This is a genomic window from Micromonospora sp. M61 (assembly GCF_018070245.1).
Taxonomy (GTDB): Bacteria; Actinomycetota; Actinomycetes; order Mycobacteriales; family Micromonosporaceae; genus Micromonospora; species Micromonospora zamorensis.
This window is the reverse complement of sequence record NZ_JAGPYA010000014.1, coordinates 90,835-113,897: the sequence shown is the minus strand read 5'-3', so window position 1 is coordinate 113,897 and position 23,063 is coordinate 90,835. Positions and strand designations below refer to the sequence as shown.

Genomic DNA, 23,063 nt, shown 5'->3' with positions numbered 1-23,063 from the left:
CGGAGGTGTGTAATCGCCGTCACTTGGGTGATCCGCTTGTCGCTGGCTACCCGCGAGTAATACAGTGTGGGTTACTGATCGGTAACACCTGTCCGGAAGCGGGGCCAGCGAGCATGACCCACTACAAGAGCAACCTGCGGGACCTTGAGTTCAACCTGTTCGAGGTCTTCGGGGCGGACCAGGCGTTCGGCCAGGAGCCCTATTCGGAACTCGACGTCGACACCGCCCGCACGTTCCTCGCTGAGCTCGACCGCCTCGCCCGTGGCGATCTGGCCGCCAGCTACACGGACAGCGACCGCAACCCGCCGGTGTTCGACCCGGCCACGCACACCGCGCCGCTGCCGGCGTCGTTCAAGAAGTCGTACCAGGCGTTCATGGACTCCGAGTTCTGGCGCCTGGACCTGCCGCCGCACCTGGGCGGCACCAACGCGCCGCGCGCCCTCTGGTGGGCCCTCGCCGAACTGGTCCTCGGCTCGAACGCCCCCATCTGGATGTACGCCTCCGGCCCCTCCTTCGCGCACGTCCTGGAGGTCGAGGGCAACGAGCAGCAGAAGCGGTGGGCCAAGCTCTTCATCGACAAGCAGTGGGGCTCCACGATGGTGCTCACCGAGCCGGACGCCGGCTCGGACGTCGGTGCCGGCCGTGCCCGCGCGATCCAGCAGCCCGACGGTTCCTGGCACATCGAGGGCGTGAAGCGCTTCATCACCTCGGGTGAGCACGACCTGAGCGACAACATCGTGCACTACGTGCTGGCCCGCCCGGTCGGCGTCGAGGGCGTCGGTGGCCCCGGCACCAAGGGCCTGTCGCTCTTCGTGGTGCCGAAGTTCCACTTCGACGAGACCACCGGCGAGTTGGGTGAGCGCAACGGCGTCTACACCACGAACGTCGAGCACAAGATGGGCCTGAAGGTCTCCAACACCTGCGAGCTGACCTTCGGCGAGCACGGCGTACCGGCCAAGGGCTGGCTGCTCGGCGACAAGCACGACGGCATCCGGCAGATGTTCATGATCATCGAGTACGCCCGGATGCTGGTCGGCACCAAGGCCATCGCCACCCTCTCCACCGGCTACCTCAACGCTTTGGAATACGCGAAGAGCCGGGTGCAGGGCGCCGACCTCATCCAGCAGGCCGACAAGACCGCCCCGCGGGTCACCATCACCCACCACCCGGATGTGCGTCGCTCGCTGCTGCTGCAGAAGTCGTACGCCGAGGGTCTTCGTGCCCTGGTTCTCTACACCGCCTCCTGGCAGGACAAGGTCGCCATCGCCGAGGCCGCCGGCGACGAGAAGGCCACCAAGCTGGCCAAGCGGGTCAACGACCTGCTGCTGCCGCTGGTCAAGGGCGTCGGGTCGGAGCGGGCCTACGAGATGCTCGGGCACGAGTCCCTGCAGACCTTCGGTGGTTCCGGGTTCCTCCAGGACTACCCGCTGGAGCAGTACGTCCGCGACGCGAAGATCGACACCCTGTACGAGGGCACCACCGCCATCCAGAGCCTGGACCTGATCTTCCGCAAGATCGTCCGGGACAACGGCAAGGCGCTGATGGCGGTCGCCAGCGAGATCCAGGAGTTCATCTCCTCCGAGGCGGGCAACGGCCAGCTCAAGGAGGAGCGGCAGGCGCTCGGTAAGGCGCTGGCCGAGGTGCAGAACATCCTCGGCGTGATGACCGGCTGGCTGGGTGAGGCGCAGGGTGGCGAAACCCGCGCGCTCTACAAGGTCGGGCTGAGCAGCCGGCGGTTCCTGCTGGCGATCGGCGACCTGGTTGTCGCCTGGCTGCTCCAGCGGCAGGCCGAGGTGGCGCTGAAGGCACTGACCGGCGAGGTCTCCGCCAGCGACAAGGCGTTCTACACCGGCAAGGTGGCCGCTGCCCGCTTCTTCGCCCGCGAGGTGCTGCCCCGCATCGGTGCCGACCGGCGGATCATCGAGAACACCGACCTCGACATCATGGACCTCCCGGAGGAGGCCTTCTGACCGTGCCACGGCACGGTTGACCGGTCCCGGGTCGCACCACCTGGGACCGACACCGACGGCCGGTGGGGCAGCTGCCCTACCGGCCGTTGCCGCGTCCGAGGGGTCAGCGACGCCTCTGCTTCCCGGCCCCGACGTCCCAATCCGCGGCAAGGAACACCGCTCGGTCCCTCCTCGGGCCGGGTATTGGGCGAGCCTGGCCGGGTATGCCGGCGGCGTGGCGGGTAACCGTCGCGTGACCTCGAAAGGGAACGCCCAGAGCCACCGCACGGGGGAGTGCAGCGCATATGGGTGTCGGAAGCGGCATTTTTCTCATCGCGATCGGCGCGATCCTGACCTTCGCGCTGAGAGCCAACGTCTGGTGGATCGACGTACGGGCGGTCGGCTGGGTCTTCATCCTGGCCGGGCTGGCCGTACTGCTGACCACGCTCTGGTTCTGGCAGGACCGGCGCAAGCGGGCCCGGACCCTCATCGTGGAGGAGAACCGGCTCTCTCATCCGACCGCGATGATGCCGCCGCCGCCGGACCCGCCGCCACCAACCGCGCCGCCGTCCTGAGCTGGGCCTGGGCGCGTACCTCTGAGCCACCCGTCGAGAAGCGGCGGGTGGCTCAGTCGCGTGCGGTGTGCCGCTCGACGATCGGAGCGCTCGACCGACCCAGTTCCGCCCAGCCGAGTGGGCCACGGTGCACCGCCAGTTCCGCGGTGCGTAGACCTTCGTCCGCCGCGCCCTCCGGGTCGAGGAGCGCGGAGAGCAGTGAGATGCCCGGATTGTGGGCGATCAGCAGCGCCGTGCGAGCCGTGGGGTCGATCGTGCGGACCAGCGCCAGCAACTCCTCGGGGTGCGCGTCGTACGCGCCAGGCTCGTAACGGACGGTCGGCCGTGGCCCGGTCGGGCCACCCTCCGGCGGCGAACCGGTCATCCCCATCGCCACCCCGTGCCAGGTCTGGCGGGTGCGTCTGGCCGTCGAGCAGATCACCACGTCGGGTAGCAACCCGTGGCGCGCCAGCCAGGCGCCGGCCGCTGCGGCGTCTGCGGTCCCGCGTGCGCTGAGAGGCCGTTCGGCGTCGTCCGCCGCGTCGCTGCCCTGCTCGGCCTTCGCGTGCCGCAACAACACCAGCGTCCGGGTCTCGGGGTCGGCGTCCGTCATACTCCCAGCTTGCCCGATTGGCGATCTCCGTGCCTGGGTAAGTCGATGGATGCCGCACCCCTACCGACGGCCGCGGCGCGTCGTACGCCAGGTTTTGAGCCGAGGAGCGAGACATGGGCATTGGTGGCAGCATTTTCTTGATCGCGCTCGGCGCGATCCTCGCATTCGCCGTGGAGGCCGACCTGGGCTGGCTGGACCTGTCCGTGGTCGGCTGGGTGCTGATGCTGGCCGGCGTCGCCGGCCTGATCACGACCCTCTACTTCTGGAACAGCCGCCGCCGCACTGTGGTCGCCGCGCCGGTGCGCGAGCAGCGCGTCGTGGCGGACCGGGTGGTGCCGGTCCAGGACGACCAGGTCGTCCAGGAATACCGCGAGGTGCGTCGGCCGGGCCGACCGGTCTGAACCTCGCTCGCGAAACTCCGGGGTCCCGCAGCGTCGCGGGGCCCCGGCTCGCGTCTCTACCCGGAGGGACCACCACCCCGGCCACCCCTGGCAAGATCCGCGCACTTTCCGGGAAACTGCTGCCTGAAAGCCCGTCGAGGCAGCAGTTTCCCCGAAGTTGCGCGGATCTTGCGGTGCGGGCCGCGCCTGCGTCCTGGCGGGCTCGGGCGCTCAGGCGAACAGTGCGAAGTAGATCGCGATGTGGTGGCAGAGCGCCGCCAGCAGCGTGCAGGCGTGGAAGAACTCGTGGTGACCGAAGACGGTCGGCCACGGGTTGGGCCGCCGCAACGCGTAGAAGACAGCGCCGACGCTGTAGATCGCGCCGCCGACGACCAGCAGCACCAGTGCAGTGACGCCGCCGCCGTTCAGGATCTCCGGCAACATGGCCACCGCCACCCAGCCCAGCGCCAGGTAGAGCGGCGCGGACACCCAGCGCGGCGCGTGCGGCCAGACCACCTTGAGCGCCACGCCGGCCAGTGCGCCACCCCAGACCAGGGACAGCATCACGGTGGCCGGGCGGGGTGCGAGCAGCATCACGCAGAGCGGCGTGTACGTACCAGCGATGAACACGAAGATCATCGAGTGGTCCATCCGGCGCATCAGCTGGTAGCCGCGCTCCGACCACACCCGACGGTGGTAGAGCGCGCTCGTGCCGAAGAGCCCACAGACCGTCAGGCTGTAGATGAGGCAGCTGACCAGGGGCGCCCACCCGGGTCGGGTGGCGGCGATCGAGCAGAGCACGATGCCGCACACCACCGCGACGAAGAAGGCGTACGTGTGCAGCCAGCCGCGCATCCGGGGCTTACCGATGTCGACCGGCTTCAGGCGAAGCGGGGCGGAGGTGGTCACCTCCTTAGGTTACGGCACCGTAGGTTACTTGCAAGTAGTCACGGCGGTGACACCCGGCACCGTCGCCGTGAACACCGCGACCGCCGGCCATCGGCGAGGATGAGCCGATGCGGATCCGACCCGTCGGGGCGCACGCCCTGCTCCTCGACTGCACCGACCCCGACGGCGTGCCCGAGGCCGACCTGGTCGACGCATGGCGAGCCGAGCTGTGGCGGCGTCGGGAGCAGGGTGACCTGGCCGCCGTCGAGATCGTGCCGGCGGCCAGCACCGTCCTGCTCGACGGCCTGCCCGACCCGGCTGCCACGGCCGCGCAGCTGACCCGGTGGGCGCCGGCCATTGTGACCGCCGCCACCGCCCGTCGCGGCACGGACGAGCACGACGACGGCACGGAGACCGTCGTTCCGGTCGACTTCGACGGACCCGACCTGCCGGCGGTGGCCGAGCACTGGGGCGTCGACGTGCCCGCCGTGCTGTCCCGGCTGACCGGCACTCGGTTCCGGGTCGCGTTCTGCGGCTTCGCCCCCGGCTTCCCGTACCTGACCGGGCTGCCTGCCGAGCTGGCGCTGCCCAGGCTGGCCACGCCCCGCCCCCGGGTGCCACCCGGTTCGGTCGCCCTGGCCGGCCCGTACGCCGGCATCTACCCGGGCGCGTCGCCCGGCGGCTGGCAGCTGGTCGGCCGCACCGACCTGGTCCTCTTCGACGTCCACGCCGACCCGCCGGCCCGACTCGGCCCGGGCACCCCGGTCCGGATGGCCGCGGCATGACCCGCCCGCCCGCCATCGAGGTGCTCCGCGCCGGTGCGCTCACCACCGTGCAGGACCTGGGTCGGCCCGGCTGGGCGCACCTGGGGGTCCCCCGGTCCGGTGCCCTCGACCCGGCGGCCCTGCGGCTGGCCAACCGCCTGGTCGGCAACCCGGAGCACGCCGCCGGCCTGGAGATCACCCTGACCGGCTGCACGGTGCGGCTGACCCGGGCCACCACGGTGGCGGTCACCGGCGCCGAGGTGACCGTCCACGCGGGCGATCGGCCCGGCGACACCGGGCGCCCGCTCACCGTGCCGGCCGGGACGGTGCTGCGGATCGGCCCAGCCCGTCGGGGCGTACGGAGTTGGCTGGCGGTGGCGGGCGGCATCGACGTGTCGCCGGTGCTCGGCAGCCGGGCCACCGACACCCTCTCCGGGCTCGGTCCGCCTCGGCTGGGCGACGGCGACCGGCTGCCGCTCGGCGAGCCGCTCGACGCACCCGCGCCGGTGGACCTGACCGTCTGCTCCGCGCCCCCACCGGAGCTGCACCTGATGCTCAGCCTCGGCCCTCGCGACGACTGGTTCACACCAGCGGCACTCGACCTGCTGTTCGGCACCGCGTACACCGTCAGCCCGGTGAGCAACCGGGTCGGCGCGCGACTCGCTGGCGCGCCGCTGCCCCGCGCGGTCGCCGGCGAGCTGCCCAGCGAGGGCATCGCGCTCGGCGCGGTGCAGGTGCCGGCCGACGGACAACCCCTGATCTTCCTGGCCGATCACCCGACCACCGGCGGATACCCCGTCATCGGGGTGGTCACCGACGTGACCCCGCTCGCGCAGGCCCGCCCAGGGACTACCGTCAGATTCCATGGACCTCAACGCTGACCTGGGCGAGGGCTTCGGCATCTGGCGACTCGGCGACGACGAGGCGCTGCTGGGCCTCGTCACCTCCGCCAACGTCGCCTGCGGCTTCCACGGCGGCGACCCGTCCACCATGCGGCGGGTCTGCGAGGGCGCCGCACGGCGCGGGGTCGCGGTGGGCGCGCAGGTCGGCTACCGGGACCTGGCCGGCTTCGGTCGACGGCACATCGCGTACGACTTCGCTGAGCTACGCGACGAGGTGACCTACCAGCTCGGGGCGTTGAACGCGTTCTGCCGGCTGTTCGGCACCCGGGTCCGCTACCTCAAACCGCACGGCGCGCTCTACCACGCGACCAGCACCGACGAGTCCCAGGCGGCGGCGGTGGTCGCGGCGGTCACCGGGTACGACCCCGAGCTGCCCGTGCTCTGCCTACCCGGCTCGACGCTCGCTCAGCTCGCCGTCGGCGCGGGCCTGCCGGTCGTCGCCGAGGCCTTCGCCGACCGCGCCTACCTGCCCAACGGGGCATTGGTGCCGCGCGGCACCCCCGGCGCGGTGATCACCGACCCGGAGCAGGTGGCCGAACGGGCGGTGCGCATGGCCGTCGAGCGGAGCGTGGTGGCGGTAGATGGCACCGTCATCCCCTGCTCGGTCGACTCGATCTGCCTGCACGGCGACACCCCGGGCGCGGTCTCCGCCGCCGAGCTGGTCCGCGCCACCCTGATCGACGCCGACATCCCGCTGGCCCCGTTCGCGTGACCTTCAGGGGCCCACCGGGCCCCTGAAGGTCACGTCAGGCGTCCAGGCCGCGGAGCACCAGAGGCAGCCGGGTCACGGCACCGTCGACCACCCGGACCGGTACGCCCCAGTCCTGCCGGGTCAGGTGGCACGCCGCGTGTTCGACGTCCGCGTCACAGGTCGCCGCCTGGGCGGTCACCTGCAACACCCCGGCGGTGACCTCGCCGTTGAGCACCAGCCGACGGGACAGCTCGGTGCCCGTGCCGGCACCGTCCACCAGCAGCTCCGGCGGAGACGCGGAGACCACCAACCGGGTCGACGGCCCGTACGTCTCGTCCAGCTTCTGCCCCGGCGCCGGGGTGAAGACGATGTCCAGGGTGACCTCACCGGCCGCGACGTCCGTCGGCTTGCGCTCGGTGCGGTGCCGGGGCCCGTCCACCGTGCTGGCACCCGCCGCCGACAGGGCACCCGGGGCGAGCCGGGTCAACCGGTGCGCGGCGGACTCCACCACCAGCACCTCGCCGGCTGGGGTGAGCACCAGGTCGCTCGGCTCCCCCAACCCGTCGGCGACAGTGGAGACCTGGTTGCTGGCCGGGTCGAAGCGGCGCACCGCGCCGTTGTACGTGTCCGCGATCAGCACTGAGCCGTCCGGCAGCGCGCACACGCCCAGCGGGTGCTGGAGCAGCGCCGTCTCCGCCGGGCCGTCCACGTGCCCGAAGTCGAACAGACCCTGCCCGACGGCGGTGCCCAGCACGCCGTTCTCCACGTACCGGATGGCGCTGGTCTCGCTGTCGGCGACCCAGAGCCGGGTGCCGTCGGCCGAGACCGAGAGCCCCGACGGCTGCGCCATCCACGCCTCGGCCAACGGGCCGTCGCGCAGCGCCTCGACGGTGGTGCCGGCGTACATGCCAGTGGTCCGCTTGATCGGGTCGAACCACCAGAGCTGGTGGATGCCGGCCATCGCGATGATCAGCTTGTCGTCGTACCAGGCCAGGTCCCACGGGGAGGAGAGGTCGACGGCGAACGCGTCGTGGGCGTGGTCGTCGACCGAGGCGCGCCACTGCCGCCCACTGCCGGCCACTGTGACCACCTCGCCGGACTCCAGCCGTACGCCGCGCAGCAGGTGGTTGACCGTGTCGGCCACCACCAGGTCGTAGCCGGCGACCTCGGCGACATGCGTGGGCAGCAGGCACACACCCTGCGGCTCGGAGAACGTCGCCGCGGCAGCCGGCCCGTCGGCCCGGCCCCGCTCGCCCGAGCCGATCCGGCGCACCGGCGTCTCGCCGTCCGGGGCAACCTCGACCAGGGAGTGCCGGGCCGAGTCCGAGACCAGCAGGTTGCCGTTCGGCAGCTGCACCGCCTTACCGGGGAAGCGCAGCGCGGTCTCTGGCGCCGGCGGCGGGACGTACGGACCATCGCCCCGGTGCAGGGTGCCCTTGGCCTCGTGGGTGGCGATCAGCTCGTCGATCAGCCGGGCCAGCCCTTCGGCGTGCCCCTCGCCGGCCATGGTGGCCACCACGTACCCCTCGGGGTCGATCACCGACAGGGTCGGCCAGGCCCGCGCGGCGTACTGCTGCCACATCTCCATCTCAGGATCGTCGAGTACGGGGTGGTGCACCCCGTACCGCTCGACGGCGGCGGCGAGCGCGTCGGCGTCCTTCTCGTGCTCGAACTTCGGCGAGTGCACACCGATCACGACGAGCACGTCGCCGTACTTCTCCTCCAACGGGCGCAGCTCGTCGAGAACGTGCAGGCAGTTGATACAGCAGAACGTCCAGAAATCCGCCAAAACGATCTTGCCGCGAAGGTCGGCGAGCTTGAGGTCGCGTCCACCGGTGTTCAGCCAACCCCGGCCGTGCAGCTCTGGAGCCCGTACTCGTGCAGTCGTTCCCATGCCTGTCAGCCTGCCACGGCGAGGCTTCTCCGTATCGGTCGTCGTGACCCGGACGACAGTCAACATTTCGATCGGTGGCAGTTCAGCAGTAGTGGCAGCTCAGCAGTGGTGGCAGCTCAGCAGTGCGGTGCTCGGCGTGTCGAGTTGCTCAGCTGCCAACGATCAACGGGACGAGGCAGGAAAGGCCCAGGTGGTGGGGTACGACGACGGCGGGGTCACGGTCGCCCGTGAACCCCGCCGCCGGTCGAGCTACTTCGTGGCCGGTTTGAGGCAGAGCACCCGGTTGGTGCCGTCACCCGGCAGCACCACGTGCGGCTGCGTCGTGTCGGTGCACTTTTCCTTGGCGTCCACCTTCGAGACGATCGTGAAAGCGTCCGCCTCGCCGCAGTCCGCCGCCGTGGCGCCACCCTGACCGGACTGCTTCACGCAGGTGCCGACCGCCGGGTCGAACGACGGACCGTCGTCGCCGCCGAACTTGCCGAGCAGCATCAGCAGGCCGAGCGGCACCGCCAGGATCAACACCGCCGCGATCAGCACTGCGGCCAGCACCCGACCGTTGCGGACCTTCGGCGTGGGCGGCTCCGCCTTCGGCTCGTCGGCGTCCGGCTTGAACGCGTCGAACCGGCCCTGGTCCGACTGGCCGACCTCCTGGCCCCAGGACGACGTGGGCTGCTGCGCGGGCGGGAACGACGGCGGGAAGTTTCCGCCCGGCACCGGCTCGGTTGCCGGCCCGGCACCGAAGCCCGACCCGCCGGACCCTGGCCCACCGAAGTTCGACCCGCCGAAGGCCGACGCCCCGTTCACCGCGGCGGCGCCGGAGGCAGGTGACCCGGGGCCGCCGAACTGGTCGGCCGGTCGTTCGGCACCGGCGTGCGGCCGGGTGCCGTTCATCGGCCGGTTGTTGCCGGGCGTGTCGACGAAGGACGGCACACCGGGCGGGAACGCCGGCGGCGCCGACGGGGCCTCACCGAACGTGTTCGGTGCGGGCTGCCGGTCGTCGAAGCGGGGATCGGCAGCCGACTCGCCGCCCCAACCGGGACCGGCCTGGCGCTGCGACTCGTTTGGCCACTCGGGTGCGGCCTGGCGCTGGGCGTCGTTCTGCCACTCCGGTGCGGCCTGGCGGTGGGAGTCGTTCTGCCACTCCGGTGCGGCCTGCCGGTCGGCTCCCGGGTCGCCCTGGAACGCCTCCGGCTCCGGCTCGTTCTCCGGCTCGGGTCGAGCCGGGCGGCCGTACACCCGGGGTTGTGGTGTCGCCGTGCCGGTGGGCCGGATGGCCTGGTCGGTCGGTGGCATCACCCGGCTGGCCAGCGGCACCGAAGCGCTCGCAGTGGCGCGGGCCGCCGCGCCGTCCGCCGAGTCGGCCTCCGACGCCGGCACGACCGCGCGGCCCGCTCCGGACTCCGGAGAGGTACGCGGGGCAGGCACCATGGCGCCGCCGCTCGCGGGAGCGTCGCCGGCGCGGCCCCAGCCGGGCTCCGCCTCGTACTGCGCGGCGGCGTCCGGGGCCTCCCGCTCGGCGTACGCGGGCTGCTCGGGGATCGGGGCGAACTGGGCCTGGGGCGGCGCGTAGTCGGCCGGCGGGGCGGCGGCCAGGCTGGCGCCCGGCACACGCTGCTCCTGTGGGGGCAGCGGCACGGCGTTCGCGGGCGAGATGCCCGGCGCGGGCCCGGGCTGGTAGGCAGGTGCCTCGTCGCCCCGGTCCGCCTCCCAGCCACCGCGGGACTGGGCGGAAGCCTCCGCTTCGGCGCGTCCCCACACCTCACCGGGTGCCCACGGCTCGACCGCCGGCACGCCGGGGTTGGCCTGTGCGGCGTTGTCCTGGTTGGCGGCCCAGCCGGGCACGCCGTCGTTGCTGGGCACACTGACGCTGGCACGCGCGGGCAGGCCACTCTGCTCCGGCGGATTCCACACTGCCGGCTCCGGCCGTTCGGCCGGCTGGTCCTGAGGTGCGAGCACCCAGTCGGGCTGCTGCGGACGGCTCTCGGCCCCGCCCCAGGCAGCCGGCTGCTCGGCCTGGTCCTGCCGCGCGTCGCCGCCGTCATTCCAGGCTGCGGGTTGTGCCTGCTGCTGTGCGGCCCACCCACCGGAGTGGGCCGGGTCGTCCTGGCTGGGCCAGTTCGCCGCCGGTGCCGGCACCTGGGCCGCGCCACGGGCGGCGCCGGGCTGGGCGGCCTGTCCCCACTCGGGGGCGGGCTGCTCGTTCGGTTCGGCAGGTTGGCCCCAGGCCGGCGGCGACTGCTCAGCCGGCGTCCACACCGGCTGGTCGTCGCGCGCGGCGGCGTTGCTGGCGGGCCAACCGCCGTTGCCGGGCGCGTCGTCCTGCTGAGCGCCGCCGGACCAACCACCGGCCTGCGGCATCTCGGGCTGCTGCGACTCGGCGCCGTGCCAGTCACCGGCGGGCGGGTTGGGCTGCTGCGCCCCACCCCAGCCTCCGGCTCGGGCCGGGTCTTCCTGGGCAGGCCAGGCAGTGGTGGCCGGAGGCACCTGCGCGGCACCTCGCGCGGCCGGCTGGGCCTGCACCCACTCGGGCTGCTCAGCGGCGTTCGGAGTCCAGTTTGGTGCGGGTGCGCTCTGCTCGGCCGGCGTCCAGCCCTGCTGCTGCGCCGCCCAGGGGGCAGGCTGCGCGGGGGCCGGTGTGCCGTCGTTGCCGGGCCAGGTGCCGGGCTGCTGCTGCGGCGGCTCGCTCGTGCCGCCGGCCGCCCAGGCAGGCTGCGCCGGGTCGCTGGGCTGCGGGGCAGCGGCGGCACCCCAGGCGGGGGCCGGTGGCTGCTCGGACTGGGTCGCCCATGCTGGCGTCGACGGGTTGGGCCGCGTCGGCGGCGGGGGCGCCCAGCCCAGGTCGGGGCCGGCGGCGTTGTGGCTGTTGTCCGGCTGCGCCGGGCGGTCGCCGTACGGCGCCGGTCCGCCGGCGCCCGGTGACACCTCGTCCGGCTCTTGGCCGGGGCGGTGCGGGCCCTCGGACGTCATGGGTGCGCCTCCTCCATCACATGTCGGCTCGCCGGTGCCGATCGGTCTCCTCGGCATGGCTGCCGGCGTCACCGGCGTACCGCTGTGCCGGCTCCCCGCACGGTATCGGGTGGTGGCACGGCCCGTCCAAGGAGCACCGGTCGTCACTTTGCGTGGCCGGTCGGTGTCGAGCAGCTTCTGTCAGCTCGGCCCCTGCCGGGTCGGCGGGCGGCGACCGAAGCCCACCGTACCGGGCGCTGCGGCAGGGCGGAATCCCGGTGGCCGATGGCCGGAGACGCCGATGGCCCACCCGGCGGACCGGGTGGGCCATCGATCTGGAGGAGGTAGGAATGTCGAGGAGCGTCAGCTCATGTGACGCTGGGCGATGACGAGGATTTCCTCGCGAACCGCCGGCGAGTTCGCCGAGCGCAGCGCGTGCTCGATGGCACGGGCGCGGCGGGTCGCGTCGCGGTGGTTGCGGATTCGCTCGATCATGCTCATTGGTGGGTCCCCCTAGCTATTCGGTTGTCAGCCCCTGATGCGTCTATTTAACCGCAGAACCCGGCCAACTTCCATCGATTATTAGGTGAGCTGAGACACCTGCCTAACAATCAAAGGTCAACAGTCGATCTGGCTGACGTTTCCGTCGCCCAAACGACACGGCCGGTGTGCCGGGCGTTAACCCGTGGCACACCGGCCGTGGCTGGCGTCGCGAACGATCAGGTCCAGGCGAGCAGCGCCGCCTCCGGATCGGTGAGGAAGTCGCCGATGTCGCGCAGGAACTTCGAACCCAGCTCACCGTCGATGATCCGGTGGTCGAAGCTCAGCCCCAGCGTGGTGACCTGACGCGCCTTGACCTTGCCCTTGTGCACCCAGGGCATCTCCCGCACGGCACCGAAGGCCAGGATCGCGGACTCGCCCGGCGGCAGGATCGGCGTGCCGGTGTCCACTCCGAACACCCCGACGTTGGTGATGGTCAAGGTGCCACCGGACATGTCCGCTGGCGAGGTACGGCCGGACTTGGCCGTCTGCACCAGGCCGTTCAGTGCGTCCGCCAACTCCCGCAGCGAGAGCCGGCCGGCGTCCTTGACGTTCGGCACGATCAGGCCACGCTCGGTGGCCGCCGCGATACCGAGGTTGACGTAGTCCTTGACCACGATCTCGTCGCCGGCCCAGGTCGAGTTGACCATCGGGTGACGCTTCACCGCCAGCAGCACGGCCTTCGCCACCAGCAGCAGCGGCGAGACCCGTACGTCGCGCCACTCCCGTCGACCGCGCAGTCGGTCCAGAGCCTTCATCGCCCGGGTCACGTCGACGGTCAGGAACTCCGTCACGTGCGGGGCGGTGAACGCCGAGCGGGACATGTTCTCGGCGGTGAGCTTGCGAACCCCCTTGACCGGGATGCGCTGCTCGCGGTCCGTGCCGAAGCTCGCGGCGCTCGTCGTCACCGACGGGGTCGCGATCGGCTCGGCCACGGCACCGCTCGCCGCCTGCTGCACGTCCTCCCGGGTGATCGAACCCAACGGGCCCGACCCGGTCACCGTGCCGAGGTCGACCCCGAGGTCCTTGGCGAGCTTGCGCACCGGAGGCTTGGCCAGGACCAGCCCGCCGGTCGCCGTCGCGGCCTGCCCGTTACGAGCCGGAGCCGCCACTGGCGCGACCACCGGCTGCGGAGCCGGTGCCGCCGGAGCGGGGGCCGCAGCGGCCTGCGCCGGGACACCACCCTTGCGCGGGCGACGCTTCGCGGCCGTCGTACGCGGGCCGTAACCGACCAGCACCGCCGTCCGTCCACCCGGGGCCGCCCCGCCGATCAGGCCGGGCTCGATCATGCCCTCGGCAGGCGCCACCTCCACCGCCGCCAGCGAGGCCGCCGACGGGGTGGGCAGGTCGCTGCTGGGCGTGGCCGTGGTCGACGGCGCCTCCAACGGGCCGGCACCCGGATCGGTGTCGATCGCGATGATCGGCGTACCGACCTCGACGGTGGTGCCCTCCGGGTGGTGGATCGCCTGCACCTGCCCGGCCCACTTCGCCGGGATCTCCACCGCCGCCTTGGCGGTCTCGACCTCGACGATCGGCTGGTTCAGCTCGATGGTGTCGCCGACCTTGACCAGCCAGGCAAGGATCTCGCCCTCGGTCAGCCCTTCGCCCAGGTCGGGCAGGTTGAACGTCTTGATCCGGGACATGTCGATCACCAGCCGAAGGTGCGGTCGACGGCGTCGAGCACCCGGTCGAGGTCGGGCAGGTATTCCTCTTCCACCCGGGAGGCCGGGTAGGGGGTGTCGAAGCCGGTCACCCGCAGCACTGGCGACTCCAGGGAGTAGAAGCACTCCTCGGTGATCCGGGCGGCCAACTCGGCGCCGAGACCGATGTTGGACGGTGCCTCGTGCACCACGACCGCGCGGCCGGTGCGCTTCACCGACTCGTACGCGGCGCCCAGGTCCAGCGGGGAGAGCGAGCGCAGGTCGATGACCTCCAGCTCCCGGCCGTCCTCCGCGGCGGCGGTCGCCGCCTCCAGGCAGGTCCGCACCATCGGCCCGTAGGCCAGCACCGTGACGTCGGTGCCGGGCCGCACGACCCGGGCCGAGTGCAGGGGGTACGCCTCGGACAGCGGCGCGTTCAGGTCGACCTGACCCTTCTCCCAGTAGCGCCGCTTGGGCTCCAGGAAGACGATCGGGTCATCCGAGGCGATGGCCTGCTGGATCATCACGTACGCGTCCTGCGGGTTGGAGCAGGTCACGACCTTCAGACCGGCGGTGTGCGCGAAGTACGCCTCCGGCGACTCGGAGTGGTGCTCGACGGCGCCGATGCCACCGCCGAACGGGATCCGGATCACCATGGGGATGCTGAGCTTGCCGCCCGAGCGGTAGTGCATCTTCGCCACCTGCGACACGATCTGGTCGTACGCGGGGTAGACGAAACCGTCGAACTGGATCTCGCAGACCGGCCGGTAGCCGCGGATGGCCAGACCGACCGCCGTGCCGATGATGCCGGACTCGGCCAGCGGGGTGTCGATGACCCGTTGGTCGCCGAAGTCCTTCTGGAGCCCGTCGGTGATCCGGAAGACACCGCCGAGCTTGCCGACGTCCTCGCCCATGATGATGACCTTGGGGTCGGTCTCCAGGGCGCGGCGCAGGCCGGTGTTGAGGGCCTTGCCGAGGGTGAGCGTCTCCGTGGCCATCAGTGGGCGCTCCCTTCGAAGGACTCCATGTAGCGGTTGAACTTCGCGCGCTGCTCGTCGAGCAGCGGAGAGCCGTTGGGGTAGACGTGGTCGAACATCGTCACCGGCTCCGGGTTGGGCATGTTGAGCACCCGCTCGCGCAGGTGCACCGACTCGCGGCGGGCCTGCTCGTCGACCTCGGCGAAGAAGGTCGCGTCGGCGATCTGCTGCTTCTCCAGGAAGGCCTTGACCCGGGTGATCGGGTCCTTGGCCTGCCACGACTCGACCTCGCTGGCGATCCGGTAGCGGGTCGGGTCGTCGGAGGTGGTGTGCGCGCCCATCCGGTAGGTGTACGCCTCGATCAGGCTCGGGCCCTGCCCGTGCCGGGCGTTGTCCAGCGCCGTGCGGGTCACCGCGTACGAGGCCAGGACGTCGTTGCCGTCCACCCGTACGCCGGGGAAGCCGAAGCCGGCGGCCCGCTGGTAGAGCGGGACCCGGGTCTGGCGCTCCAGCGGCTCGGAGATCGCGTACTGGTTGTTCTGGCAGAAGAAGACCAGCGGCGCGTTGAAGACACTGGCCCAGACGAACGCCTCGTTCACGTCGCCCTGGCTGGTGGCCCCGTCGCCGAAGTAGGCGATCGCGGCCTCGCCGTCGTCGTTGCCGATCTTGCCGTCCATGGTGATGCCCATGGCGTAGCCGGTGGCGTGCAGGGTCTGCGCACCGATGACGATCGTGTACATGTTGAACTTGAACTCGTTCGGGTCCCAGCCGCCCTGGTCGACACCGCGGAACAGGCCCAGCGGCATGATCGGGTCGATGCCCCGGCAGTAGAGGACGCCGTGCTCCCGGTAGGTCGGGAAAGCCATGTCCTGCGATCGCAGCGCCCGCCCGGAGCCGACCTGAGCGGCCTCCTGGCCGAGCAGGCTGGCCCAGAGGCCCAGCTCGCCCTGGCGCTGGAGGGCGGTCGCCTCGGCATCCAGCTTGCGGACCATCACCAGATCGCGGTAGAGCCCGCGGTATTCCTCGTCGGTGAAGTCCACGCGGTACACGGTGCCGTCCGGCCCGGTGGCGCTGTCGATGCGCTCGCCGTCGGGGGTGAGCAGCTGCACCAGCTCCGGATTACCGGCCGCGCCCTTCTTGGAGCGGGGTGCAGGCCGCCTGCTGCGGGTGGTGCCCCCGGGGTCGCCCTTTGCCATCGGTCTCTCCCTGTCGTGTCTGCGTCGGCACCGGGGGGTCACCCGGCCGCGCAACTCGTGCGCCTGCCCGGCTGCTGCCGGGCCGGTTCCTGGCGGCCGCGCCTAGCCCCGGTGGGGGTTGCCGCACGGCGTGATCCGGGTTCTGGCCGAACCCGGATCGGGAGTGCCGGCGCTCAACCGCGCCTGCCGCGAGGGTGCGCGGAGGTCACGGCTGCGTTGCCGTCGTGCTCCATATTCGCAGAGCAGGTGAGCGCGCCCACAGTACGCCTGCCCCGCATTCCGACCGCCCACGCTTTGCCATCGTTTGTCGCCATCATGCTGGCCTGCGTTTCGAGGGCGATCCGGCGATGATTCGTCACCGTTCGGTCAGCACCGCGTGTCGACACGCGGTGGAGGTTGGACGACGGAGCGTGACTACGTAAGGCTGATTACCGCAGGATCGCGCCTATCGAGTTATTTGCCGGCTTCAGCGCCGGCGGCGTCCATCCATGTCCTCCGACGGCCGACGACAAGGGGTGTGCGGTGCACGAGCCAGGTGATGGTCCCGGCACACCAGCCCTCGGCCGGCACCGGTCCGCGGGCGGTTACCGCAGGGTGGTCGGCGTGCACCGTGCTCCCGGCGCGGGTGGCCCCACCCGGGGTTACCTGCTCACCGTCGCGCTGCTGGCCGGCACCGCGTCGATGCCGATCCTCGCCGCGATCAGCGCCGGCTCGGCCACCCCGGGCAGCACCGCGCTGCCGGACAGCAGCATCCCGTTCATCCCGACCCCGTCGGTCGGGCCGGTGCTGATTCCGCTGCCGATGACCAGCCAGCCGTCAGTCCCACCGCCCGGCTCACCCAGCGTCGGCCCCACCAGCGGCTGGCTGCCCGCCGCTCCCCGGCGTACCCGGGAAGGGCCTGGGTCGGGGCCCACAGTGACCGACCCGGGGCCCGCCCCGCGGGCGCCGCACCCGCCGGTGGCGCCGAAGCCGCCCCGGGGCACCTCACCGGCCGTCCCCCCGTCGTCGCCGACCGGTTCGCCGACCGACCCCGGTCCGACCGACCCGGACCCGACCGACTCGCCGGGCCCCGATCCGACTCCGACCCCCAGCCCGACTCCGACCCCGACGTCGACGCTGGATCCGTCGCCCACGCTGGATCCGTCGCCGACGCTCGACCCGACGCCCACGCTGACTCCGACCTCCACGCTGGAGCCAACCGCCACGCCGACGGACGCCTCGACCGCCACCGCCGTCCCGACCTGCACCCGGTCGGTGCCCGCCACCAGGCCCGCGCCGACCAGCACCCGGTCCGTGCCGGCCACCAGGCCCGCGCCGCCCGCCACCCCCGCCGTGCCGACCAGCCGGCCCAGCCCGTCGGTCCCGTCGTCTCCGACCGATCTCCCGACGTTCGCGGCCGGCCTGGCATCGCTGGCCGGACCGCCGCACCCGACGGTGTCCCCGGCGGTACGGTGACGAACAGGGGCGGCCCATCCGGTGCCGGCGGTGTTCGGCGGTAGGCGCATACCGGAGGGGGTGGCGTGGGCGGCGGTACCGAACTCCGCCCGGTCACCAGCCGACCCGGTCCGGGGCGGCGGATCGCCCGGCTGGTCACCGAGGTGACCGCACCGGCCGTGCTCGTGTCGTTGCTGATCATCACGGTGAGCTGGCACAGCGCGCGCCGTCCGGGTCAGGGCCTCGTCTGGGGTCTGCTCGCCACGATCTTCGTCACCGGCATCCCGTTCGCCTACATCGTCGGCGGCGTACGCCGTGGCCGGCTCACCGACCACCACATCGGCCGTCGGGAGCAGCGCCGGGTGCCACTGCTGGTCGGCCTGGGTTCGGTCGCGGGAGGGCTCGCCCTGCTCGCCGTGCTCGGTGCGCCCCGTCCGTTGCTGGCGCTGGCGGTGGCCGGGCTCGTCGGCCTCGTGGTCGCCGTGTCGGTCAGCCACTGGTGGAAGATGTCGATCCACTCGGCGGTGTCCGCCGGCACCCTGGTCATCCTGGCCCTGACGTTCGGAACGCGCGTGCTCGTCGCCGCCCCGCTGCTGGCGTTGGTGGGCTGGTCCAGGGTGCGACTGAGGGACCACACGGTGCCGCAGGTGCTCGCCGGTGGTGTGCTCGGCGCGCTGATCGCCGCGGCGGTCTTCGGCCCACTGCGCTGAGACCCGCCGCAGACGCCGGCCGGTCTCGCGCGCGCTGGGCCGACCGAGCCGCTGGGCCGAGCCGTTGGGTCGGGCCGAGGCGTTGGGTCGGGCCGAGGCGGGCGGCGTTATGCCGCCCGGCCTCGGGTGTCGTCAGGCCCCGTCGTCGGCCAGGCGGTGCCGGTTCGCCTCGATCCAGGCGTCCAGGGCGGCCGGGTCGTCCGGGTCCACGCCGTCGGCCATCAGCTGTGCCACCGCGGCGGTGGCGGCGCTGCGTCGTTCACCCGTGGAGTAAAGGCGCGCGAACTCCGGCACCATCTCCTCGATCGCCTCGTCGGTGCGCGTGGTCGCCGCCTCGGGCAGACCGCGCTGCCGGGACGCGTACCGCGCCCAGGCACGCAGCACCCGGGGCAGCATCGCGGCGTCGTCCATGTCCAGCACGGCACGGCGGTGCACCCAGTCAAGCAGGAAGAGCCCGGACACCGCCGGGCTCCAGCGCATCGGGTCGGCGTCCGGGAAGGTCGCCGAGTGGTCCAGCAGCAGGCTCAGGCAGAAGTGCAGCGAGGCCAGCTCCGGGCCGTCGACGGAATCCAGCCCGAAGCGGGTGGCCTCCGGCGCGGCGAGGAACCGCCGGACCAGGTCGGTGCGCTCGGCGGCGGAGAGTGGCTCGACCTCCGCCGGGCCGGTCGGGTCGGCCGCGGTGGGCAGCAGCGCCAGCCGGGCGCCGACCAGCGCCCGGTCGGTGGCGAGGGAACCCTCGCCGGGCAACTCGCTCAGCTCGTCGGTCACCGCGAGATGGCGGGCCACCTCGCCACGGAGCTGGGCCGGATTCTCGGTGCGGAACCAGGTCAGCTCGTCGTCCGCGCACATCTGGCGGACCTGGTCCAGGATCCGTTCCGCCGGCCCGCCGACGAAGATGTCCTTGGTGATCCCGATGTTGTGGTCCACCAGGGCCACCAGCGCGTGCTCCGAGCCGCCGGACGCGTCGTCGTAGGCGAAGGTGGCGAGGTAGGACGTCTGGTCGCCGTAGACGTCGCCGTACGCCCACGTGCCGGTGAGGTGCACCCGACCGAGCTGACCGGCCCAGGTGGGTGCCTGGCTGCCCGGACGCACCCGATCGGTGCCCTCGGCGTCCGGGACGAGCGTGGCGAAGACCTGCCGGATGGTGGTCGCGGCCGCGACCCGGCGACGGGCGGTGGCGGCGAGAAACCCGGTGACGAACTCCCGTACGGCGGTGTCGCGGTCGGTCTCCGCGATCGCGTAGACACTGCCCAGCAGCGCGCTGCCGAGCATCTCGGCGTCGAGGGCGGACTCCAGCTTGGTCACGTCGCGTGCGGCGTGCAGCACCGCGTCGTAGGGGGTCTGAGGCGTGGCCATGCTCCGACCCTACGCCGCTCGGGGCGTACACAGAGCGGTAGCGAGCCGTGCGGAGCGTCAGCGGCGGGCGGCGTCCCTCAGCGCGTCGCGTGCCTGCGCGTACGAGCCGAGCACGACCCGCACGGGTGTGAGCACGTACTCCTCGCCCACCCGGGCCACCTTCGCGGTCAGGCGTTGCTCGGCGCGGGCCCGGGCACGCCGCGCGGCCCAGCGCACCACGGGTCGGGTCAGCGCCGCCAGCAGCAGCCCGGCCAGCAGACCGCCGAGCAGCAGCAGGGTCGGCAGTGGCACCTGCCCGACCATCGGGTTGTCCAGCGCGGGCAGGCCGAGTGCCCGCAGCGCGTAGCCGAGCACCAGCCAGCCCAGACCGACCACGGCGGCCAGGGTGACCAGCCACTGCAAACCGCCGACGACCCGCCACCACAGCGGTCGACGGCCGAGGCCGAGGTCGGTGCCGGCGATCGTGCGGTCCAGCGCGTCCGGCAGGTCGCCGAGGCGGGACCGGGCGGCGGCGGTGACCGCGCCGGGCCAGGCGGCGGGCAGGTCGGCGGCGGCCCGGTCGGCCACCGCGCGGATCGCCAGACCCAGGGCGGAGCGTTGGGCGGCCGTCGGATCCGGCACGGAGGTGGCCGCGACCAGGCTTTCCGCCGCGTCGGCCCCCGCGTCGGCCGGGCCGGGCAGGTGCAGCCGGCGCAGCGGGTCGGGTCGCAACCGGCGCCAGCCTCGGACCAGGGGCCAGCCGGTGGCCGCGACGGCCCGGTGCCGGTACGCCTGCTGCACCGCCTCGGTCACCGCGGGCACGCCGGCAGCTCCGGCCAGCGCCCGGTTCAAGCCGTCGACTGTCGAGTCGTCCGGCCCACCGGCCGGTCTGGCCGAGCCGACCAGCTCGTCCAGCCCGGCGACGACCGTGTCGACGTCACCGGCGAGCCGGCGCAGCGCGGCCTGCCGCTCGGCGACGGTCCGCTCCAGGGCACCGCGCAGCCCGACCATTCCGGCCGGGTCGATGGCGGTGGTGGACAGCAGGGGCACACCGGTCAGCCCGTCCGTGTCGAGCAATCGGCGCAGGTCGTCCAGGACCCGGGGCACCTCCGCCGGGGGCAGCCGGTCGGCCTGGTTGAGCACGACCAGTGTGACGTCGCGGTGCCGGTGGAACTCGCGCAGGTAGCTGTCGTGGATGACCCGGTCGGCGTACTTCTGTGGGTCGACCACCCAGACCACCTGGTCGACCAGGCCGAGCAGTCGGTCCACCTCGAGCCGGTGGGACCGCTGGACCGAGTCGAAGTCGGGCAGGTCGAGCAGGATCAGCCCGTGCAGCGCCGTCTCGTCGTCCGCGTCCAGGGCGCTCTCCCGGACGAAACGGTGTCGGGGCAGCACGCCGATCCAGTCGAGCAGCCGGTTGGCGCCCTCCAGTGGGCCCCACACGCAGGCGTGGGTGACGCCGGTGGTCGGCCGACGGACCCCGACCGGCGACAGCTCCAGCTGGGCCAGCGCGTTGAAGAGGCTGGACTTGCCGCTGCCCGTGGCGCCGGCCAGGGCGACCACTGTGTGGTCCCGGGAGAGCGCGAGTCGGGTGCCGGCCCGCTCGACCAGGGTGTGCGCGGGCACCAGCTCCGCGTCCGGCAGCAGGCCGTCGACAGCGGTCAGGAACCGGCGTACCGCGTCCAGTCGGGCGATCAGCGCGTCGGCGTCGACCCGCTGGTCTCCGCGGAACGCCTCGCGTACCCGGCCGGTGATGTTCGTCACCGGAAACCCTCCTCGTCGGCGGCCGGCTGAGTGTTGCCGGCGGCGGACAGGCCGCTGCGGTGCCGGGCCAGCTCGACCCGGCCCGCGGCCCGGCGCAGGCCGTCGCCGGCGTCCGCGGCGGGGCGGGCGTCCGCGGTGCGGCTCAGGAACCGGTCGGCCTCCGCGTCGAGCAGCGTCCGCACCCGCTTCAGCAGGTCGGTGCGGGCCTTGGCGGCGAGGGTACGCACCGCCTGGTCGCCGAAGATCGCCTGGAGTACGGCCTGCGCGGCGACGGTGGTGCCGGCCCCGGTGGCCAGCTCCAGCCCGGTCGGGATGAACGCGGTGGAGGCGAACACGGCGATCATCACGGCCAGCCCGGTGGCGTTGACGGCGTACGCGGCGGTGCGGGCCACGAACCGCTTGTCCCCGCCCTCGACCCGGACCAGCTCCAGCACCCCGCGCTGCCAGTCCCGGACCATCCGTTCGGCGCGTTCGGGCAGGTCGGCGCTCGGGTGGGCGAGCGCCGGTTCGAGCAGGTCGGCGCCCGCAGGGTGTGCCTTCCAGCCGGTGTACGCGGATTCGGCGGCCTCCGAGGCCACCCCGCGCAACAGCGTCACCAGCTGCGACTCGATGGCGTTGCGGAGTTCGACGGAGGGCGCCGGCCGGCCGGTGACGGCGGCCACCACCCGGTCCCGCAGGCGGCCGATCCGTGCCTCCAGGGTGCGGAACAGCTCGCCGGTGCCGACGAACTCCTGCCAGCGGGCGAGCACCTCGCCCCGGAGCAACCGACCGTCCTGGAGCCCCTGCTCGACGGTGCGCTCGGCACCCCGGTATGCGGCCCGGACCCGTTCGTCCAGCCCGTCGGCGGCGGCGAGCTGCTCGTCGGCGGCGTCGGCCAGCTCCTCGACGGCGGGGTGCAGGGCGGCCAGCGCCCCGTCCAGCGTCTGACGGACCACCGCCGCCCGGGCGTCCGCGTCGCCGGCCAGCCGGGCGAACCAGTCGGCCAGCGATGCGGTGACCCCCTCGGGCAGCAACCCCTGCCCGTCGACCCAGGTCTCCGGCAGCACGAACAGCGGCGCCCGGCCGAGGTCCTGTTCGGCGAGCATCTCGCTCAGGTGCGCGGCGATCTCCTCGGTGGCCTCGGCGGGCACCCGGTCCAGCACCATGGCGATCACCGCGCCTCGCGACCGGGCGCTGCGCAGCAGCTCCCAGGGCACCGCGTCGGCGTACCGCGCGGCGGTGGTGACGAAGAGCCAGAGATCGGCGGCGGCGAGCAGTTGGGTGGCGAGCGCCCGGTTGGCGTCGACCACCGAGTCGATGTCGGGCGCGTCGAGGAAGGCCAGCCCGGCGGGCAGGGCCGGCGCGGTGACGAGGTGCAGGGCGCGCGGATCTTCGCTCGGCTCGGTGGTGCGGGTCAGCCCGGGCAGCAGGTCCCCCTGCCGGAACCAGGCCGCGTCGGACGGGTTGCAGACCAGCACCGGCGAGCGGGTGGTCGGTCGGAGCACGCCGGCGGCGCTGACACGGGCCTTGACCAGGCTGTTGACCAGGGTCGACTTGCCCGCGCCGGTGGAACCGCCGACCACCACGAGCAGTGGGGCGTCCAGCCGGGCGAGCCGGGGCAGCAGATAGTCGTCGAGCTGGTCGGTGAGGGCGGTGGCGTTGTGCCGGGCGGACCCGGCGGTGGGCAGCGCGAGGGGATACCGGGTCGCACCGATCGCCTCCCGGAGGCCCGACAGTGCGCCGGGGAGGCTGTCGTCCCCGGTGGTGGCGGGCGGCTCCTCCGCGGCGTCCGGCGGGCCGGTGCGGGATGCGACGGCGGGCGCGCCGGAACGGGTGGCGGAATCGCCGTGCGTCGTCACCGCTAAAGCGTGCCCGACCGATGCAAGAGAAGACAACCGGACGGTAAT

The 23,063-nt window shown here is 72.8% G+C and carries 19 protein-coding genes; 8 read left to right on the top strand and 11 right to left on the bottom strand.

Features of this window, described 5'->3' with window-relative positions; genetic code table 11:
* The first annotated feature begins 113 nt into the window (after window positions 1-113).
* Complete coding sequence (locus KBX34_RS10935; protein WP_210791911.1) at window positions 114-1,970, top strand: acyl-CoA dehydrogenase; 1,857 nt, start codon at window positions 114-116, stop codon at window positions 1,968-1,970.
* Between the two features lie 284 nt (window positions 1,971-2,254).
* Window positions 2,255-2,524 carry a DUF6458 family protein gene (locus KBX34_RS10930; protein ID WP_030332052.1) on the top strand — a complete coding sequence of 90 codons (270 nt, stop codon included), beginning with the start codon at window positions 2,255-2,257 and terminating at the stop codon, window positions 2,522-2,524.
* A 52-nt stretch (window positions 2,525-2,576) separates the two neighbouring features.
* Here KBX34_RS10930 and KBX34_RS10925 read toward each other — a convergent pair whose 3' ends face one another.
* Entirely contained in the window at window positions 2,577-3,116 is a 540-nt protein-coding gene (locus KBX34_RS10925) for a histidine phosphatase family protein (protein WP_210924777.1), read from the bottom strand.
* A gap of 113 nt (window positions 3,117-3,229) precedes the next feature.
* On the opposite strand from KBX34_RS10925, the gene KBX34_RS10920 reads away from it, so the two are divergent.
* Window positions 3,230-3,517, top strand: coding sequence for a DUF6458 family protein (locus tag KBX34_RS10920; RefSeq protein ID WP_088950887.1), 288 nt, complete (start codon window positions 3,230-3,232; stop codon window positions 3,515-3,517).
* Between the two features lie 210 nt (window positions 3,518-3,727).
* On the opposite strand, the gene KBX34_RS10915 is transcribed toward KBX34_RS10920, so the two are convergent.
* Window positions 3,728-4,405: a hemolysin III family protein gene (locus KBX34_RS10915; RefSeq protein ID WP_088950888.1), complete on the bottom strand. Its 678-nt coding sequence runs from the start codon at window positions 4,403-4,405 to the stop codon at window positions 3,728-3,730.
* Between the two features lie 107 nt (window positions 4,406-4,512).
* Here KBX34_RS10915 and KBX34_RS10910 point away from each other — a divergent pair, with 107 nt between their 5' ends.
* The 3 genes from KBX34_RS10910 to KBX34_RS10900 are packed head-to-tail and all read left to right on the top strand — an operon-like array spanning window position 4,513 to window position 6,762.
* Entirely contained in the window at window positions 4,513-5,169 is a 657-nt protein-coding gene (locus tag KBX34_RS10910; protein WP_210791915.1) for an allophanate hydrolase subunit 1, read from the top strand.
* The gene (locus KBX34_RS10905) at window positions 5,166-6,029 is read left to right on the top strand and encodes a biotin-dependent carboxyltransferase family protein (RefSeq protein WP_210924776.1); all 864 of its coding nucleotides are present in this window, start codon (window positions 5,166-5,168) and stop codon (window positions 6,027-6,029) included. The genes KBX34_RS10910 and KBX34_RS10905 overlap by 4 nt, the downstream gene beginning before the upstream one ends.
* Window positions 6,013-6,762, top strand: coding sequence for a LamB/YcsF family protein (locus KBX34_RS10900; RefSeq protein WP_210791919.1), 750 nt, complete (start codon window positions 6,013-6,015; stop codon window positions 6,760-6,762). Before KBX34_RS10905 ends, KBX34_RS10900 begins: the two co-directional genes overlap by 17 nt.
* Window positions 6,763-6,796: 34 nt before the next feature.
* On the opposite strand, the gene KBX34_RS10895 is transcribed toward KBX34_RS10900, so the two are convergent.
* The 6 genes from KBX34_RS10895 to pdhA form a co-directional block, all read right to left on the bottom strand.
* Window positions 6,797-8,635, bottom strand: coding sequence for an NHL domain-containing thioredoxin family protein (locus KBX34_RS10895; RefSeq protein ID WP_210924775.1), 1,839 nt, complete (start codon window positions 8,633-8,635; stop codon window positions 6,797-6,799).
* Window positions 8,636-8,884: 249 nt separating this feature from the next.
* Entirely contained in the window at window positions 8,885-11,602 is a 2,718-nt protein-coding gene (locus KBX34_RS10890; protein ID WP_210924774.1) for a hypothetical protein, read from the bottom strand.
* Window positions 11,603-11,944: 342 nt separating this feature from the next.
* Window positions 11,945-12,082 carry a hypothetical protein gene (locus tag KBX34_RS10885; RefSeq protein WP_165435866.1) on the bottom strand — a complete coding sequence of 46 codons (138 nt, stop codon included), beginning with the start codon at window positions 12,080-12,082 and terminating at the stop codon, window positions 11,945-11,947.
* A gap of 218 nt (window positions 12,083-12,300) precedes the next feature.
* Window positions 12,301-13,764 carry a dihydrolipoamide acetyltransferase family protein gene (locus KBX34_RS10880; RefSeq protein WP_210792038.1) on the bottom strand — a complete coding sequence of 488 codons (1,464 nt, stop codon included), beginning with the start codon at window positions 13,762-13,764 and terminating at the stop codon, window positions 12,301-12,303.
* Between the two features lie 5 nt (window positions 13,765-13,769).
* Window positions 13,770-14,759, bottom strand: coding sequence for an alpha-ketoacid dehydrogenase subunit beta (locus tag KBX34_RS10875; RefSeq protein WP_088950894.1), 990 nt, complete (start codon window positions 14,757-14,759; stop codon window positions 13,770-13,772).
* Window positions 14,759-15,934 carry a pyruvate dehydrogenase (acetyl-transferring) E1 component subunit alpha gene (gene pdhA / locus KBX34_RS10870; RefSeq protein ID WP_210791921.1) on the bottom strand — a complete coding sequence of 392 codons (1,176 nt, stop codon included), beginning with the start codon at window positions 15,932-15,934 and terminating at the stop codon, window positions 14,759-14,761. Before pdhA ends, KBX34_RS10875 begins: the two co-directional genes overlap by 1 nt.
* A 603-nt stretch (window positions 15,935-16,537) precedes the next feature.
* Between pdhA and KBX34_RS10865 the strand changes: the two genes are divergently transcribed.
* Together KBX34_RS10865 and KBX34_RS10860 are read left to right on the top strand one after the other, a co-directional pair.
* Window positions 16,538-17,389 (top strand): hypothetical protein, encoded by an 852-nt coding sequence (locus KBX34_RS10865; protein WP_210924773.1) that lies wholly within the window; start codon window positions 16,538-16,540, stop codon window positions 17,387-17,389.
* Window positions 17,390-17,454: 65 nt separating this feature from the next.
* Window positions 17,455-18,078 carry a phosphatase PAP2 family protein gene (locus KBX34_RS10860; RefSeq protein ID WP_141912082.1) on the top strand — a complete coding sequence of 208 codons (624 nt, stop codon included), beginning with the start codon at window positions 17,455-17,457 and terminating at the stop codon, window positions 18,076-18,078.
* A gap of 132 nt (window positions 18,079-18,210) precedes the next feature.
* Here the strand turns inward: KBX34_RS10860 and KBX34_RS10855 are convergent, their stop codons facing one another.
* From KBX34_RS10855 to KBX34_RS10845, 3 genes are read right to left on the bottom strand one after another with little or no spacing between them, the layout of a single operon-like run.
* A complete protein-coding gene (locus KBX34_RS10855) occupies window positions 18,211-19,434 on the bottom strand; it encodes a hypothetical protein (protein WP_088950897.1) in 1,224 nt (407 codons plus the stop codon).
* Window positions 19,435-19,491: 57 nt separating this feature from the next.
* Window positions 19,492-21,177, bottom strand: a complete 1,686-nt coding sequence (locus KBX34_RS10850) for a GTPase (RefSeq protein WP_210791924.1) — start codon at window positions 21,175-21,177, stop codon at window positions 19,492-19,494.
* A complete protein-coding gene (locus KBX34_RS10845; RefSeq protein ID WP_210924772.1) occupies window positions 21,174-23,015 on the bottom strand; it encodes a GTPase domain-containing protein in 1,842 nt (613 codons plus the stop codon). Before KBX34_RS10845 ends, KBX34_RS10850 begins: the two co-directional genes overlap by 4 nt.
* Window positions 23,016-23,063: the final 48 nt, after the last annotated feature.